Annotated in this window: 16 protein-coding genes; 11 read left to right on the plus strand and 5 right to left on the minus strand. The window is 64.8% G+C overall.

Going from position 1 to position 15,947, the window contains the following annotated elements; translation table 11 throughout:
* Nucleotide 1 precedes the first annotated feature (1 nt).
* Genes OU426_RS03830 through OU426_RS03845 form a run of 4 tightly spaced genes read right to left on the minus strand, consistent with a single transcriptional unit; the run spans nt 2 to nt 4,436 of the window.
* Entirely contained in the window at nt 2-832 is an 831-nt protein-coding gene (locus OU426_RS03830) for an ABC transporter ATP-binding protein (protein WP_267632516.1), read from the minus strand.
* Nucleotides 829-1,734 carry a nickel transporter permease gene (gene nikC / locus OU426_RS03835; protein ID WP_267632517.1) on the minus strand — a complete coding sequence of 302 codons (906 nt, stop codon included), beginning with the start codon at nt 1,732-1,734 and terminating at the stop codon, nt 829-831. Before nikC ends, OU426_RS03830 begins: the two co-directional genes overlap by 4 nt.
* The gene (locus OU426_RS03840) at nt 1,731-2,792 is read right to left on the minus strand and encodes an ABC transporter permease (protein WP_267632518.1); all 1,062 of its coding nucleotides are present in this window, start codon (nt 2,790-2,792) and stop codon (nt 1,731-1,733) included. The genes nikC and OU426_RS03840 overlap by 4 nt, the downstream gene beginning before the upstream one ends.
* 45 nt (nt 2,793-2,837) lie before the next feature.
* Nucleotides 2,838-4,436 carry an ABC transporter substrate-binding protein gene (locus OU426_RS03845; RefSeq protein WP_267632519.1) on the minus strand — a complete coding sequence of 533 codons (1,599 nt, stop codon included), beginning with the start codon at nt 4,434-4,436 and terminating at the stop codon, nt 2,838-2,840.
* 146 nt (nt 4,437-4,582) lie between these two features.
* On the opposite strand from OU426_RS03845, the gene OU426_RS03850 reads away from it, so the two are divergent.
* The 4 genes from OU426_RS03850 (at nt 4,583) to OU426_RS03865 (ending at nt 7,966) form a co-directional block, all read left to right on the plus strand.
* The gene (locus OU426_RS03850) at nt 4,583-5,035 is read left to right on the plus strand and encodes a GAF domain-containing protein (protein WP_267632521.1); all 453 of its coding nucleotides are present in this window, start codon (nt 4,583-4,585) and stop codon (nt 5,033-5,035) included.
* 75 nt (nt 5,036-5,110) lie between these two features.
* A complete protein-coding gene (locus OU426_RS03855; protein ID WP_267632522.1) occupies nt 5,111-6,472 on the plus strand; it encodes an aminotransferase family protein in 1,362 nt (453 codons plus the stop codon).
* An 88-nt stretch (nt 6,473-6,560) separates the two neighbouring features.
* A complete protein-coding gene (gene kce / locus OU426_RS03860; RefSeq protein WP_267632523.1) occupies nt 6,561-7,487 on the plus strand; it encodes a 3,5-dioxohexanoate:acetyl-CoA acetone transferase in 927 nt (308 codons plus the stop codon).
* A complete protein-coding gene (locus OU426_RS03865; RefSeq protein WP_267632524.1) occupies nt 7,484-7,966 on the plus strand; it encodes a GNAT family N-acetyltransferase in 483 nt (160 codons plus the stop codon). Before kce ends, OU426_RS03865 begins: the two co-directional genes overlap by 4 nt.
* 9 nt (nt 7,967-7,975) lie before the next feature.
* Here OU426_RS03865 and OU426_RS03870 read toward each other — a convergent pair whose 3' ends face one another.
* On the minus strand, nt 7,976-9,178 hold the full coding sequence (locus OU426_RS03870) for an ROK family transcriptional regulator (RefSeq protein ID WP_267632525.1): 1,203 nt from the start codon (nt 9,176-9,178) through the stop codon (nt 7,976-7,978).
* A 318-nt stretch (nt 9,179-9,496) separates the two neighbouring features.
* Between OU426_RS03870 and OU426_RS03875 the strand changes: the two genes are divergently transcribed.
* The 7 genes from OU426_RS03875 (at nt 9,497) to OU426_RS03905 (ending at nt 15,892) form a co-directional block, all read left to right on the plus strand.
* The gene (locus OU426_RS03875; protein WP_267632526.1) at nt 9,497-10,513 is read left to right on the plus strand and encodes a substrate-binding domain-containing protein; all 1,017 of its coding nucleotides are present in this window, start codon (nt 9,497-9,499) and stop codon (nt 10,511-10,513) included.
* Nucleotides 10,514-10,617: 104 nt separating this feature from the next.
* Complete coding sequence (locus OU426_RS03880; RefSeq protein ID WP_267632527.1) at nt 10,618-11,694, plus strand: ABC transporter permease; 1,077 nt, start codon at nt 10,618-10,620, stop codon at nt 11,692-11,694.
* Nucleotides 11,691-12,476: an ATP-binding cassette domain-containing protein gene (locus OU426_RS03885; RefSeq protein ID WP_267632528.1), complete on the plus strand. Its 786-nt coding sequence runs from the start codon at nt 11,691-11,693 to the stop codon at nt 12,474-12,476. Before OU426_RS03880 ends, OU426_RS03885 begins: the two co-directional genes overlap by 4 nt.
* Nucleotides 12,473-13,081: an AAA family ATPase gene (locus tag OU426_RS03890; protein WP_267632529.1), complete on the plus strand. Its 609-nt coding sequence runs from the start codon at nt 12,473-12,475 to the stop codon at nt 13,079-13,081. The genes OU426_RS03885 and OU426_RS03890 overlap by 4 nt, the downstream gene beginning before the upstream one ends.
* 97 nt (nt 13,082-13,178) lie before the next feature.
* Entirely contained in the window at nt 13,179-14,090 is a 912-nt protein-coding gene (locus OU426_RS03895; protein WP_267632530.1) for an AAA family ATPase, read from the plus strand.
* Complete coding sequence (locus OU426_RS03900; protein ID WP_267632531.1) at nt 14,087-14,620, plus strand: hypothetical protein; 534 nt, start codon at nt 14,087-14,089, stop codon at nt 14,618-14,620. The genes OU426_RS03895 and OU426_RS03900 overlap by 4 nt, the downstream gene beginning before the upstream one ends.
* A gap of 3 nt (nt 14,621-14,623) precedes the next feature.
* Nucleotides 14,624-15,892, plus strand: coding sequence for a vWA domain-containing protein (locus tag OU426_RS03905; protein ID WP_267632532.1), 1,269 nt, complete (start codon nt 14,624-14,626; stop codon nt 15,890-15,892).
* The last annotated feature ends 55 nt before the right edge of the window (nt 15,893-15,947 follow it).

Below are 15,947 nucleotides of genomic sequence, written 5' to 3' on the forward strand. Positions count from 1 at the left end.
GTCAAAGTGCCCAGTCGGCGGAGCGGTTCAGTGCCGGAAGCGGTTCGCGCGCGCCGCCGATGCGCGGTAGGCAGTTCAGAAGGCCCTGCGTATAGGGATGTTTCGCCTGCATCAGATCCTTCGCCGCCAGCTCCTCGACCACCTTGCCCTTGTACATCACCAGAACCCGGTCGCAGAACCGCGCGACCAGCCGCAGGTCATGGCTGATGAAGATCAGACCCATGCCCCGGTCGCGCACCAGCGCGTCGAGGATCGACAGGACCTCGGCCTGCACGGTGACGTCGAGCGCCGACGTAGGTTCGTCGGCGATCAGCAGGTCGGGGTTGGGGATCAGCATCATCGCAATCATCACCCGCTGACCCATGCCACCCGACAGTTCGTGCGGATAGGCCTCCATCACTCTTTCCGGGTCACGGATCTGGACAGCGGTTAAGGCCTCGACCGCCTTGGCGCGCGCTTCGGCCTTCGGCATCCGGTCGCGCTGGCGCAGGCCCTCGACCAGTTGCGCGCCGACCTTCATCACCGGGTTCAGCGAATACTTCGGGTCCTGCATGACCATGGCGATCCGGTGGCCGCGGAGCGCCCGCATCGCAGCATCGTCCGCCGCCATCAGGTCCTGACCGTCGAAGACCATCCGGTCAGCCTCGATCCGCCCTGGGTGGCGGATGAGCCTGAGGACGGCACGTCCGGTCATGGTCTTGCCCGAGCCGCTTTCGCCGACAATCCCCAGCCGCTCGCGCCCCAGAGCGAAGGAAACGCCGCGCACGGCCTCGACCAGACCCGCTTCGGTGTCGAAGGTCACGCGCAGGTTCTCGACCGAAAGCAGCGTCATTTGGAGGCGCTCTTCGGATCGAGGACATCGCGCAGACCATCGCCCAGGAGGTTGAACCCGAGCGAGACGATGAAAATCGCAAGCCCCGGCATCGTGGCGACCCACCATTGCTCGAAGAGATATTTGCGCCCGGCCGAGATCATCAGGCCCCATTCTGGCATCGGCGGCTGGACACCGAGGCCGAGGAAGCCGAGGCCAGCGGCGGTCAAGATCACGCCCGCCATGTCGAGCGTCACGCGGATCACGACCGACGGCAGGCACATTGGCATGACATGGCCCCAGATGATGCGCGCCCGCCCCGCCCCCTGCAGGCGCACAGCGGCGATATAGTCGGAATTCCTGACGGTCAGAGTCTCGGCCCGCGCGACGCGGGCATAGGGCGGCCAGGAGGTCAGCGCGATGGCAAGGACGGCGTTCACCATGCCGGGGCCGAGAACGGCGACGAGGGCGAGGGCAAGGATCAGTTTCGGGAAGGCCAGGAAGATGTCGGTGATCCGCATCAGCACCTGATCGACCCAGCCGCCGAAATAGCCTGCGACCGTGCCAATGATCAGGCCAGCGACCGGCGCGGTCAGGATGACGAGCGCCACAATGTAAAGGGTGATGCGGCTGCCGTAGAGAATGCGGCTCAGGATGTCGCGGCCAAACTCGTCAGTGCCAAGCCAGTGGCCCGCGCTGAAGGGCGGGATGAACCGCTCAGACAGGTTCTGCACGATCGGGTCGTGCGGCGCGAGAAGCGGCGCGAAGGCCGCCACCAGCAAAAGCGTCACTGAGATCGCAAGGCCGATCATTGTCAGCGGATTGCGGCGCAGGCGCAGCCAGCTAAGGTAACTCTGCCCCAGTCGTGCCTGCATCCGGGATGAGGGGTTGGGGTCGCGGAGCCATGCGGTGAATGTCGTCATGCGCGCGCCCTCGGGTCGGCCAGCCGGTAGAGAAGATCAGAGAGCATGTTCAGCCCGATATAGACGGCACCCACGACCACGGTGCCGCCCAGAACGGCTGGCATGTCCGCTACCAGCAGCGCGTCGGTGATATAGCGGCCAAGGCCCGGCCAAGCGAAGATCGTCTCTGTAAGCACCGCGCCTTCAAGGAGGAACGCGTAGGAAAGTGCGATCACGGTGATCAGCGGCACCAGCACGTTGCGCATAGCGTGAACCCAGACAACGCGGCGTTCCGGCATGCCCTTGACCCGCGCGGTCGTCACATATTCCTGCCCAAGCTCGTTGATCATGAAGCTGCGGGTCATGCGGCTGATATAAGCCATCGACAGATAGCCCAGAAGGCTCGCGGGCAGGACGATATGCGACAGCGCATTCGCCCACATGTCCCAGCGTCCGGCGATAGCGGTGTCCAGAAGGATCATGCCGGTGGGTTTGTCCACCTCGAAATCGAACATCATCTGATAGGCCGCGTCGAGCCGTCCCGGCCCCGCTACCCACTCAAGCCGACCGTAAAAGACCAGAAGTCCGACTAGCCCGAGCCAGAAGACCGGCATCGAATAGCCGATAAGCCCCACCACCCGCACGATCTGATCGGTCCATGACCCGGGCCGCGTGGCGGCGGCCACACCCGCTGGCACGCCCACCAGAACGCCGATGATCGTCGCAAGCGTCGCAAGCTCCAGCGTCGCGGGGAAATACTGCGCGATGTCGGCGATCACCGGTCGTCCCGTATTGAGCGAGGTGCCGAGATCGCCGTGCAGCGCATCACGGACATAGAGGTAGAACTGCCACCAATAGGGCTCATTCAGCCCGAGTTCTTCACGCAGGGCCTCGATCTGCGCGGCCGAGGCGCGGTCTCCGAGGATCGAGGTCGCCGGGTCGATCGGCACCACGCGGCTGATGATGAAGGTCACGGCCAGAAGGCCGACAAAAGTCACGAAAAGCGTCAGAAGCGTCGCCCCGATCTGGCGGAGCGCTTCCAGGACCCTGTGATGTTCGGGAAGGGATGTATCGGTCATGGGGCATGTAGGCCGCGCGAAGAGGGCTTCGCGCGGCCCGATGACTTATTTCGTGACCAGCCAGTAAGCGGCCGAGTCGGTCGCGCCGCCAGTATGGAAGTCGTTCACATTGGCGCGCAGACCCGTCTGGTAGGCAACCTGGTTGAGGATGATGAAGGGCGCCGTTTCGCGGTGCTTCTTCTGAATCTCCTCATACATCGCCTTGCGCTTGTCACCGTCGCGCTCTTCGACCGCGGCCTGCGTCATCGCATCCAGTTCGCCCGGCTCGTAGGCATTGCGCCAGGCAAGGTAGCCGGTGTTCTTGTCCTCGTCGGCATTGCCTGGGTTCTGCGCGAAGGTCGAGGCATTGGTGTGCGGGTCGGGATAGTCCGGCCCCCAGCTTTGCAGCGTCGCATCATGAAGCCGCCCACGATATTCCTCGAGCTGCTCGGCGCCCTCGCCCACCTTCAGTTCGACCGTGATCCCGGCCTGGCCGAAGGTGTTCTGGATCGACTGGGCCATATCCATCCGGTCATCAGCATTGCGGACCGAAAGGGTGATCTTGGCATCGGTCACACCCGATTCCGCCAGAAGCGCCTTTGCCTTTTCGATGTCGAGCGAATAGGGCACATCATCGAGCGCCCCGAGATAGCCCTTGGGCAGGAAGTTCTGATGCACCACGTTGGTGCCTTTCAGGAACGTGTCGACCATGCCCTGATAATCGATCGCCCAGCGCATGGCTTCGAGGTATTTGAGGTTCTTGTACTGTTCGTGCTTCTGGTTGAAGGCAAGGTAGAACACCTGCCCGCCGACGTCCGACTGGATCTTCACATCAGCATTGCCCGCCAGACCCTCGATATCAGTGGGCGTCAGCTCTCGCGAAATGTCGATATCGCCCTTTTCCAGCATCAGGCGTTGGGTGGCAGCCTCGGGCACGTGCTGCATGAAGACCTTTGCGATCTTCGCATCGCCCCGCCAATGGCCCGGACGGGCTTCCAGCACATAGCCTTCGTTCGGCTTGTAGCTCTTCAGGGTATAGGCCCCCGTCCCGGCCGAATTGGAGTTCAGGTACTCATGCCCCATATCGCCATCCTTCTCGTTCGCCATCACCGTCTCCTTGTCGACGATCGAGGCGACGCCCGCCGTGAGGCAGTTGTAGAGGAAGGTTGGCGCATAGGGCTTGTCGGTCTTCAGGGTCACCGTCTCGCCGTCCGAAGTGACCATCTGATCGACATTCTCGGCAGTCCAGCCGAACTGGCCGAGGATGAAGGAGGGCGTCTTGTTCAGCTTGATCGCCCGCTGCAGCGAGAAGGCCGCATCCTCCGCCCGGACTGGATTGCCGGAGGCAAAGGTCACGCCCGGCCGGATGTGGAACGTATAGGTCACGCCATCGTCGGCGACCGACCAGGTGTCGGACAGCCCGGGCACCATCTCTCCCGTGGTCGGATCAAGCTCGACCAGACCGTCATAGGTGTTGTTGTTCAGGTCGAGGCCGGAAAATTCGTAGGCCTCCGCCGGGTCGAGCGAGACGATATCGTCGATCGCATCGGCGATGACGAGCGTATCGGCAGGCGTTTCCGCCAGAAGCGCGGCAGGCGCCGCACCAAGCAGGAGACCGGCAAGCGCAGCGGCCCCGAACCGCCGAAGGGTCGGATCCAGTAGCATCAGTAACTCCCTGTTTTCGTTGCTTGTTTCAGAACTGACCTTCTAACATGCCAGATTCCTTGACTGATTGGGCAGCTTCTGGCCTATGTTGTCAAGCGCTGCGACGCGGTTTGCGGCGGATCAGTACAAAAATTTGTGGAGCCCCGATGCCCCCCTCCCCGTCCGAGACCTTCCGGCAACTGCATGAAGCTACCTCCGCCCATGGCGGCGCCCGGCTTTTTACCGTCAGCCGAATCGACTACGACGCCCAGCTGTCGCGCCGTGCCTATACCTCGCACCCCGCCGAATATCCGGTGAGCGGCACCAAGCCGATGGTGATCGACGGCTGGGGCCGCCAGGTGATCGAGGACCAGAAAACCTTCGTCGCCAATACGACCGACGGCTTCTCGCCCTATTTCCCCGACCATCCGCTGATCAATGCGCTGGGGTGCCAGTCGGCGATCAATATCCCGGTGGTCGAGGGTGGAAAGGTCGTCGGCACCGTCAATCTCCTTGATGTCGAGAACCATTTCACGCCCGACCGCGTGGCGGCCTTCGAAGCGCTCGTTGACCGCGAACGCCCCGCGCTCGTGGCGGCGCTCGAGGCCATGCCGCTCTGACCATCTGCCCGGCGCGCGCGGCCCCTTGCAGCCGCCCGCGGCACGGCGTCATATGTGCCCATCAGGGGGCAGATGATGACCGACCGCCAGAACAGCCGTTCCCATCTTTTCTATCAGACCGACCATCCCCGACCGGTGCTCGACCGCGCCGAGGGCATCTATATGTGGGATGTGGACGGCAACCGGTTCATCGACGGCTCGTCCGGTGCGATGGTCTGCAATATCGGCCATTCCAATCCGTATGTGCTCGACGCGATGCGCCGCCAGATGGACCGTTCGACCTTCGGCTATCGTCTCCATTTCGTCACCGAAGCGTCTGAGGCGCTGGCCGCAAAGACGGTCGAACTTGCCTGGCCCGGCATGGACCGGGTGTTCTTCGTGTCCGGCGGGTCGGAGGCGGTGGAATCGGCCCTGAAGCTCGCCCGCCAATATGCGGTCGCGAGCGGCGAGGACCGCCGCTGGAAGGTGATCTCGCGCTGGCCCTCCTATCATGGCTGCACGCTCGGGGCGCTTGCGATCTCGGGCTATGACGCTCTCGCCGATCCGTTCCGCCCGATGATGCAGGCGATGCCCAAGGTGCCTGCGCCCCGCGCCTGGCTCGACGGGCTCGACCCGACCGATCCGGCAACCGGGCGCCACTATGCCGAACAACTCGACGCGAAGATCCGCGAGCAAGGCCCCGACACGGTCCTGGCCTTCATCCTCGAGCCCGTCGGCGGTGCCTCGACCGGCGCGCTGGTGCCGCCCGCGGGCTATATGGAGGCGGTGCGCGAGGTCTGCGACCGCCACGGCGTGCTTCTCATCCATGACGAGGTCATGTCGGGTGGCGGCCGCACCGGGCGCTTCTTCGGTGGCCAGAACTGGGCGGCCGCGCCCGATATACTTGCCATCTCGAAGGGTTTCGGCGCGGGCTATGTTCCCTTGGGCGCGATTGTCGCGCGCGGCGACATCGTCGATCGGGTGGTCGAGAAGGGCGGCTTCCTCCACGGCTTCACCTATGCAGGCAACCCCTTGGCCTGCGCCACCGGCCTCGCCGTAATCGAGGAGATCGAGCGTCAGGGCATGATGGCCAACGCCGTCTCGACCGGCACGATTCTGAAGGCGGGGCTGGAACGTCTTATGGACCGTTTCCCCTTCATCGGCGATGTACGGGGCATGGGAATGCTTCTGGCCTTCGAACTGGTCGCCGACCGCGCGACGAAAGAACCGCTACCGCCCGCCTTCAAGGCCTTCGACCGGCTGACCGAGGCAGCCTATCAGCGCGGCCTCATCATCTACCCCCGCCGCTCGCGCGGCGGATATGCGGGCGATCATCTGATCGTCGCCCCACCGATGATCACCACGCCCGCACAGGTCGAAGAGCTTCTCGGCCTCCTGACCGAGGCGCTCGCTGCCTTCGGGAACGAGATGGAAAAGGCAGGCATCAAATGCATCTGACCCCTGCCTCCTCTTCCGTTTCCAAATATCCTCGGGGGAGCGCGAGGGGGCAGAAAGCCCCCTCGCTCCGCCGTCTGGAACTCGCGCCATGAGCAAGATCATCCTTTCCTGCGCCATCACCGGCTCGATCCACACACCCTCGATGTCACCGCACCTTCCGGTGACGGGCGAAGAGATCGCGCGCGCGGCCATTGACGCGGCCGAGGCAGGTGCCGCAATCCTGCATCTTCATGCCCGCGATCCGGCGAACGGCCGCCCCTCGGCCGACCCCGGCCATTGGGCGGGGTTCCTGCCAGCCATCCATGTGGGCACCGATGCGGTGATCAACATGACCACGGGCGGCTCGGCGGTGATGACGCTCGACCAGCGGCTCGCCGCGCCGCTGCGCTTCCGGCCCGAGATGTGCAGCCTGAACATGGGCACGATGAATTTCGCGCTCTATCCGATGGCCAGGCGGATCAGGGACTGGAAACATGACTGGGAAAAATCCTTTCTCGATAATTCAGACGATCTGGTTTTCAAGAACACCCCCAAGGATATAGCACATGTCCTTAAAGTAATGGGCGAAGACCGCGGCGCTCGGTTCGAGTTCGAATGCTACGACATCGGCCATCTGACGATGCTCCAGCATTTCGTCCAGCGCGGCGCGGTGAAACCGCCCTTCTACCTTCAGTTCGTCTTCGGCGTCCTCGGCGGAATGGCCGCGGAACCCGACACGCTGACCCACCTCAAACGCACCGCCGACCGGATGTTCGGCGCGGACTATCACTTCTCGGTCCTCGCCGCCGGTCGTTCTCAGATCCCGATGGCGACGATGGCCGCTGCGATGGGGGGCCATGTGCGCGTCGGACTTGAGGACAATCTCTACATCTCCAAAGGCGTGTTGGCCGAATCGAACGCCCAGCAGGTCCGGCTGATCCGGACCATCGTCGAGGGGCTCGGGCGCGAGGTCGCGACGCCCGCCGAGGCACGCGCGCTTCTCGGTCTGAAAGGCAAGGAGGCGGTTACGCTATGACCGGCAGCGGAGCCACCGCGATCACCACGCGCCGTGCACGGGCAGAAGACGTTCCTCTTGTTCGCGCCATGCTTCAGGCCGTGTCCGATCACGAGGGCGGCCCTCAGGTCGCCTCCGAAGAGGCGCTCCTCGCGGGCGGGTTTGGCGAGCGGCCGCTTTTTCAGGCGCTCATCGCCCACGAGGCGGGCGAAGACATCGGCATGATCCTCTATTTCCCGGAATATTCCACTCACCGCGGCGAGCCCGGCCTGTTCGTTCAGGACCTGTTCGTCGCGCCCGGCGCCCGCGGCCGCGGGCTTGGGCGGCTGCTTCTGAAGGCCGCGATGGAGGAGCAGGACTGGGGCGCCCGTTATGTGACCCTTGGTGTCGATCCGGAGAACCGCATGGCACTCGATTTCTACGAGATGCTCGGTTTCCGCCGCCGCAAGTACCGGCTCCTCCTCCTCGATGGCGCGCCGCTCGCCCGCCTCTGCCGCTGAGCGGCTGCGTCAGGCGTTCTGATCGATCAGATAGCGGTAGGACAAGGGAATGGCCGCGGCGCCGAGCGAGCGGGCGAGCGGCCCGATCGTGCCTTCGCGGATCGAAAGTGGCCCGACGCCCGCCAGATCGAGCCGGTGGTAATGCTCGTGCGTTCGGCGCGCCAATTCGGCGCGGACTGACGCCGGCATCCAGCCGTCGATCAAGACCGCCTCCAGCTCGATCAGCGTTGCCGCCGACAGCGAGGCCCAGGCAAGCCCCGCCGCCGCCCGATCCATCCAGTCCGAGAGAATCCCTTCCCGGAACGGCCAGTGGTCGGGCTTTTCCCACAGAATGTTTGCACTTTCGCCGCCCGCCTCGATCTGATCGGCAAGCGCCGACATCGAGGCGACCGACAGAAGGCGCTGCATCCGTCCGTCAGGCCCGGGCACCGGCATCGGGCCAACACCCGCGGCATTGCCGGTCCGGCCGAGGTGCAACTGGCCGTTCAGCACCAGCCCGCCGCCGATGAAAGTACCGAAATAGAAATAAAGGAAGTCCTTGGGCCGGTCGCCGGTGCCAAACACCAGTTCCGCCCGGCAGGCAGATGTCGCATCGTTCTGGACATGGACGGGAAGGCTGGTCGCCTCGGCAAGCTCAGCCTGTATGTCGCGTGATCGCCAGGCATCCATCTCAGCCTGCGGCGCACCGATGATTTCCACCCAGCTCCAGAGCTGGAAGGGCATCGCCACGCCCAGCCCACCGATCCGGGCCCGTCCGTCTGCAGAAAGCGCCCTCGTTACCTGTGGCAGCGCTTCACGCACGAAGGCCACGATCGTGTCGGGCGTCGGATAGCGATAGACCTTTCTGCTCATCGCGCGCTCGCGCCCCAGGAAATCCACCAGCGACAGATCAGCCGACCGCCGCCCGATCTTCAGCCCCAGAAAGAAGGCGCCGTCGGGATTGAGCGACATCGGCACCGACGGCTGGCCGATCCGGCCCCGGACAGGCTCGCCCCGGACCAGCAGCCCATCCTGTTCGAGCTGCCGCATAATGACCGACACGGTCTGTGCCGAGAGGCCCGTCATGCGCGCGATATCAGATTTGGCGAGCGCCCCCTCGCCCCGCACCAGCGACAGGACCAGCCGTTCGTTGTGCGCGCGCATGCCCGAGGCATTCGAGCCTCTGAGGGCGACGAACTCGGTTACGGACCGTTCAGTACTTGCGTCTGTCATCGTCTGGCCTGTTCAGGGGCAAAACCGCCGAAACCATACCCCGGCGCGTTCGGCGGTGTAGCGGGGCCCGGCCCGGCGCAGCAAGGGCGCGCAAATTTGCTGTTCGAGATCATTTCCCCGCCGCGTCCGATCCACGCATTGGCCTTTAACCTGCGCGGCGTCATGGCTTCTGTCAATAATAATTCATTCTGATTTATTTAAGTTGACGCGGCCGCGCGAATCGGTTTCCCTATAGGCATCGCCGGGGGCCTGCGACATCCGGACGATCAATACATGATCAATGCTCAGGGGCGCTCGCCCTTCTCTCGGGAGGATAATATGACGTTCAAGACCACCGCGCTCATGGGGGCCGCTGCCCTCGCGCTCACCGCGGGCGCTGCTTCGGCCGCCGATCTCGCCTGCCTCATCACCAAGAACAACACCAACCCCTTCTTCGTGAAGATGAAGGAAGGCGCCGAAGCGGCCGCGACCGCCGCCGGCCTCGACTTCCAGGCCTATGCCGGTGAAAAGGACGGCGACGCCGCCCCGCAGATCACCGCGATCGAAAACTGCATGGCCGCCGGCGCAAAGGGGATCCTGATCACTGCCTCGAACGACAGCGTCATCCCGGCGCTGAAGGACGCCCGCGCAGCCGGCATCCTCGTCATCGCGCTCGACACGCCGATTGCCGATCCCGAAGCCCAGGACATGACCTTCGCCACCGACAATTTCGAGGCGGGCCTGCGCATCGGCAAATGGGCCGCAGGCAAGCTCGGCGCTGACGGCGTCGCCAATGCGAAGATCGCCATGCTCGACATCAACAAGGACAATATCTCGGTCGACGTCGCCCGCGACACTGGCTTCCTCGTCGGCTTCGGCATCGAGGTTCCGGATCTCTCCGTGATGGGTTCGGAAAACGACCCGCGCGTCATCGGCCATGAATCCTCGGACGCGAACCCCGAAGGCGGCCTCCGCGCGATGGAAACGCTTCTGGCCAAGGATCCCGACATCAACGTCGTCTACACGATCAACGAACCCGCCGCCGAAGGTGCCTACCAGGCACTGAAGAATGCAGGCAAGGAAGGCCAGGCGATCATCGTTTCCGTCGACGGCGGCTGCCCCGGCGTCGCCTCGGTCAAGTCGGGCGTGATCGGCGCCACCTCGCAGCAATATCCGCTGCTGATGGCCTCGAAGGGCATCGAGGCGATCGCGGCCTACGCCGCCGACGGCACCAAGCCCGCCGCCTCCGAAGGCCTGTCCTTCTTCAACACCGGTGTGAACCTCGTCACCGACCAGCCGGTCGAGGGCGTCGAATCGATCGACTCCACAAAGGGCACCGAACTCTGCTGGGGCTGAGGTTCGTCACGAGTGGCTTGATATGTGGAAGGGCGGCTTTACAGTCGCCCTTCTTCACAAGGCGCGCGCCCTGACCGGCATGCGCCCGGCAGGGGAAGATTGACATGAGCACACCAGACGCGCCGACGAAGACCATTTCCGATTTCGAATCCACCCTCAACCGCGCCGACGCGGCGGTGGCCTCATTCGAACAGGACGACCGCACCTTCATCCACGTCTTGCGCAATTTCCTCAGGCGCAATCCGACGATGATCCCGGCGCTTGTGCTTCTGATCTCGATCGCCGCCTTCTCGATCGTCGCGCCGCGCTTCTTCGGCATCGGCGCCCTGTCGACGGTTCTGAAGCAGGTGACGGTCACCGGCTTCGTCGCCCTTGCCCAGACGTTGATCATTCTGACCGCCGGCATCGACCTTTCCGTTGGCGCGATCCTCGTCGTTTCCTCGCTCGTGATGGGCAACCTCGCCATCGGCGGCACGCCCGTCCTGATCGCGGTCGCCATCGGCATCGCGACCGGCGGCGTGATGGGGCTCGCAAACGGCCTCCTCGTCGCGCGCGTCAAGCTGCCGCCCTTCATCGTGACGCTCGGCACGCTGTCGGTCTTCACTTCGCTGAAGCTCTGGTATTCGCAGTCGGAGTCGATCCGCAATGCCGATATCGTCGACAAATCGCCCGGCCTCCTCTGGTTCGGCCAGGGCTACAACATCGCTGGCGCCTCGATCTCCTATGGCGGCATTACGCTGATCCTATTGGCGGGACTTCTCTGGTATGTCCTGAACCACACCGCCTGGGGCCGTCACGTTCATGCAGTGGGCGATGATCCCGACGCCGCGATGCTCTCGGGCATCCATGTCGACCGCACGCTCATATCCGTCTACGCCGTCGCAGGCCTGATCTGCGGCTTCGCCGCTTGGATCGCCATCGGCCGCGTAGGGTCCGTCTCGCCCATCGCGTTCGAGACGGTGAACCTCGGCTCGATCACCGCCGTGGTGATCGGCGGCACCTCACTCTTCGGCGGGCGCGGCTCGATTGTCGGCTCCGTCCTCGGCGCCTTCATCGTCGGCGTCTTCAACACCGGCCTCTCGCTCGCCGGGGTGGACGATTACTGGCAGATGTTCGCGGCAGGCTGCCTCGTCATCATCGCGGTAGCACTCGACCAATGGCTGCGGAGGGCCTCGCAATGACCGTGAAACCGATCCTCAGCGCCCGTGGCCTGATGAAGCGTTATGGCACCGTGGTGGCCATGAACGGCGCCGACTTCGAGCTGATGCCTAACGAGATCATCGCGGTCATCGGCGACAATGGCGCGGGCAAGTCGACGCTGATCAAGGCGCTGTCCGGCGCGGTGGCGCCCGACCACGGCACGATCGAGCTGGACGGCAAGCCCGTCCACTTCCGCTCCCCCGACGAGGCGCGCCAGGCCGGGATCGAGACGGTCTACCAGAACCTCGCCCTCTCGCCCGCGCTCTCGATCGCCGACAACATGTTCCTCGGCCGTGAATGGCGGGCGCCGGGCGTGATGGGCAGCCTCTTTCGCAAGATGGACCGGACGCGGATGGAACAATTCGCCCGCGACAAGCTCAGCGAACTGGGCCTGATGACCATCCAGGACATAACCCAGCCGGTCGAAACGCTCTCGGGCGGCCAGCGGCAGGGCGTGGCAGTGGCCCGCGCCGCGGCCTTCGGCTCGAAAGTGGTGATCCTCGACGAACCGACCGCCGCGCTTGGCGTGAAGGAAAGCCGCCGGGTGCTGGAACTCATCCGCGACGTCCGGGCGCGCGGCATCCCGATCATCCTCATCTCCCACAACATGCCGCATGTGTTCGAGGTCGCCGACCGCATCCACATCCACCGGCTGGGCCGCCGGCTCTGCGTCATCGACCCCAAGGAATATACGATGGCCGATGCAGTCGCTTTCATGACCGGCGCCAAACTGCCCGACGGCATGGACGCGGACGCCGCATGACGCCCGAGGCGCTGGCCGATCTGATCCGGACCCGCGCCGAAGCTGCCAGCGGCGCCCGCTTTCTCGCGGGCCTCGCCGGCCCCCCCGGTTCGGGCAAATCGACGCTTGCCGCCGATCTGGCGCGGCACCTCGGCGAGATGGCAAAGGTCGTACCGATGGACGGGTTCCATTATGACGACAGGCTTCTGGCTATGCTCGGGCTCTCCAGCCGGAAGGGCGCGCCGGAAACCTTCGACGCCGCAGGTTTTCTGCACCTCCTCGCCCGTCTCAGGACAGAGGTGCGCGTCGCCATCCCGATCTTCGACCGGGGCATGGAATTGTCCCGTGCCGCCGCCGATCTGGTGACCGAGGATCACCGGATCCTGATCGTCGAGGGCAATTACCTCCTCCTTGACGAAGCGCCATGGCGCGACATCAGGCGCCGCCTTGACCTGACAATCATGCTGGACCCGCCGGAGGAGGAGCTTCTCCGCCGCCTTCGCGCTCGCTGGGCGCACTACGGGCGGTCGGAAGCCGCTGCAGAAGACTGGATCGCCACCAATGACCTGCCGAACATCCGCCGCGTCCGCGACGGGTCGGGACCGGCGGATATCGTGCTGCCCTGATCCGCCTCTACGCCGAAGGTCGTAGACCCCTGCCCCGCCTCCACCCTTGACCTGCGCCGCGCGAGGCTGAAGCATGGCCACGATCAGAGGAGGCACCGTGACCACCGTTCCCGCCAGCATCGACGAGGTCGCGGCCCTCCTCGACCGGCAAGGCTATGTGGCCGACCGCGCGCTCGCCACTGTCACCTTCCTCGCCCTCCGCCTCGGCCGTCCGCTCTTCCTCGAAGGCGAGGCGGGCGTCGGCAAGACCGAGATCGCCAAGGCCATTGCCCAGGCGCTCGGCCGCCGCCTGATCCGGCTGCAATGCTACGAAGGGCTCGATCAGGCCTCCGCCGTCTGCGACTGGAACTTCGCCGCCCAGATGATCGCCATCCGCAGCGCCGAGGCCCAGGGCGGCGCCGACCGGCAGGCGCTCCGCGCCGAGCTATTCACCGAGGACTATCTGATCGAACGCCCGCTCCTCGCCGCGATGCGCCCCCAGCCGGGCGGGGCGCCGGTCCTGCTGATCGACGAGATCGACCGCACCGACGAGCCGTTCGAAGCCTTCCTTCTGGAAGCACTGTCGGACTTCCAAGTCACGATCCCGGAACTCGGTACCATCCGCGCGCCGGAACCGCCAATCGTCATCCTCACCTCGAACCGCACGCGCGAGATCCATGACGCACTGAAACGCCGCTGCCTCTATCACTGGGTCGATTACCCTGCCTTCGACCGCGAAATGGCGATAGTGCAGGCCCGCGCCCCCGAGGCAACCGAAAGCCTCAGCCGCGAGATCGTAGCCTTTGTCCAAAGGCTCCGCACCGAGGACCTCTTCAAACGCCCGGGCGTCGCCGAAACCATCGACTGGGCCAAATGCCTCCTCGCGCTCGACGTGATCGCCCTCTCGCCCGAGGTAATCGCCGACACCCTGGGCGCGATCCTGAAATATCAGGACGACATCCAGAAGATCGCCGGATCGGAGGCCGCGCGATTGCTGAACGAGGCGCGCGCGGAGTTGAATCAGTTATGAACTTTAGCAACGAGGCACTTGTCAGCCGCTCCACGATCGCTTCGGGTCGCGCGCTTCTTTCCCTCTGTGGAGCGAAGCTGTTAATTCACTATCTCGATGTCGATCTGGCTGGATTGAATCTGCTCGGTGTGGGAATCACAGAGGAACAAGCTAGCGCGGCGTCGCTTTGGATCATCCTGACGCTCTGGATAGGGCTTCTTGTCAATTGGCTTTGCGACCTCACCAGCTTGGGGCGCTGGAACGCAGCAATGACGGAGAAGGGCGTCGAGACCATGTTTCCCGGCGGCGGGCGTATCAAAGGACGACTCGTGTTTGTCGCTGAAGAGCTCGAAGAACTGCTTGAGGACAACAGGAAGGGCTCTCCAACTGATACAGGGCAGCTTGCGAGCATAGCAGCGGAACTTCGCCGTTTAGAGAAATCCAGATGGATATTTAGTAAAGTTGCGTGGCTTTATGTCGTCGGTTGGTCGTTCGCCGTTCCTACGCTCTGTGCGATTTGGGCTGCGTTTCTTGTGTCCTGTAGGACTTAGGCATTGCCGCCGTCAGGAATTTCACTCCCCGACATCCCCGAAGACGGCAAGCTTGCCGCCAATATCACCCATTTCGCCCGCGCCCTCAGAAAGGCCGGTCTGCGCCTCGGCCCCGGCCGGGTCCTCGGCGCGATCCGCGCGGTCGCGGCGGCAGGCTTCACCGACCGGCGGGATTTCTACTGGACGCTGCACGCCTCGTTCGTCTCGCGCCCCGAGGATCGCGCCGTCTTTGCCCAGACCTTCCGCCTCTTCTGGCGCGATCCGCGCTATCTGGAACAGATGATGAGCCTCCTGCTGCCCTCGATCCGCGGCACGCAGGAAGACCGCAAGGCAGCCGCTGCGGAAAAACGCGCGGCGGCGGCGCTGCTCGACGGGATGATCGCCGAAGGCATCGAGGCCCCGCCCGCACCCGAAGAAGAGCTGCAGATCGAAGGTGACGCGACCGGCACGTCCTCGGGCGAAGAGCGGCTTCGCACGCTCGATTTCGAACAGATGACACCCGCCGAGATGGCCGAGGCCCGTCGGATGATCGCGCGGCTTCGCCTGCCGGTCCCGCCGCTCGCCTCGCGCCGCACCTCACCCGACGCGCGCGGCCCGATCGCGGACTGGCGCCGGACGATCGCGCTGAGCCTCCGGCGCGGCGGCCAGATCGGCACGCTCGCCACCCGCAGGCGGCGGGAACGTCAGCCCAATCTCGTGGTCCTGTGCGACATATCGGGGTCGATGTCGCATTACAGCCGCATGGTCCTGCATTTCCTGCATGCGGTCGCGAACGAACGGGGCGCGGGCGGCTGGGCAAAAGTCCACGCCTTTACCTTCGGCACGCGGCTCACGAACATCACCCGCCATCTCGCGCGACGCGATGTCGATCAGGCGCTGGCGGCGGCAGGCGCCGAGGCGCAGGACTGGCAGGGCGGCACACGGATCGGCGGCTGCCTGCATGCCTTCAACCGCGACTGGTCGCGCCGCGTGGTGGGACAGGGCGCGGTGGTTCTTCTGATCACCGATGGGCTCGACCGCGATCCGGCGAGCGATCTCGCCCGGGAAATGGAACGGCTGCATCTCGCCAGCCGCCGCCTCGTCTGGATCAATCCGCTCCTGCGCTTTCAGGGCTTCGCCCCCCGCGCGCGTGGCATTGCCACCATGCTACCCCATGTCGACACGCTGATCGCCGGCCATTCGGTCGCCTCTCTCGCCGCGCTCGGTGCCGCGCTTTCCGCCTCAGCGGGCACTGGCGAGAAGGACCGGCTGATGACCCTCTTGCGCCCCTGACCGCCGCCGCCACTTTCGACCTTTTGGCAGTGGCGCGGCGCGCCGTCCCGGATCA

It is taken from the genome of Frigidibacter sp. RF13 (genome assembly GCF_026626305.1).
Taxonomy (GTDB): Bacteria; Pseudomonadota; Alphaproteobacteria; order Rhodobacterales; family Rhodobacteraceae; genus TMP-24.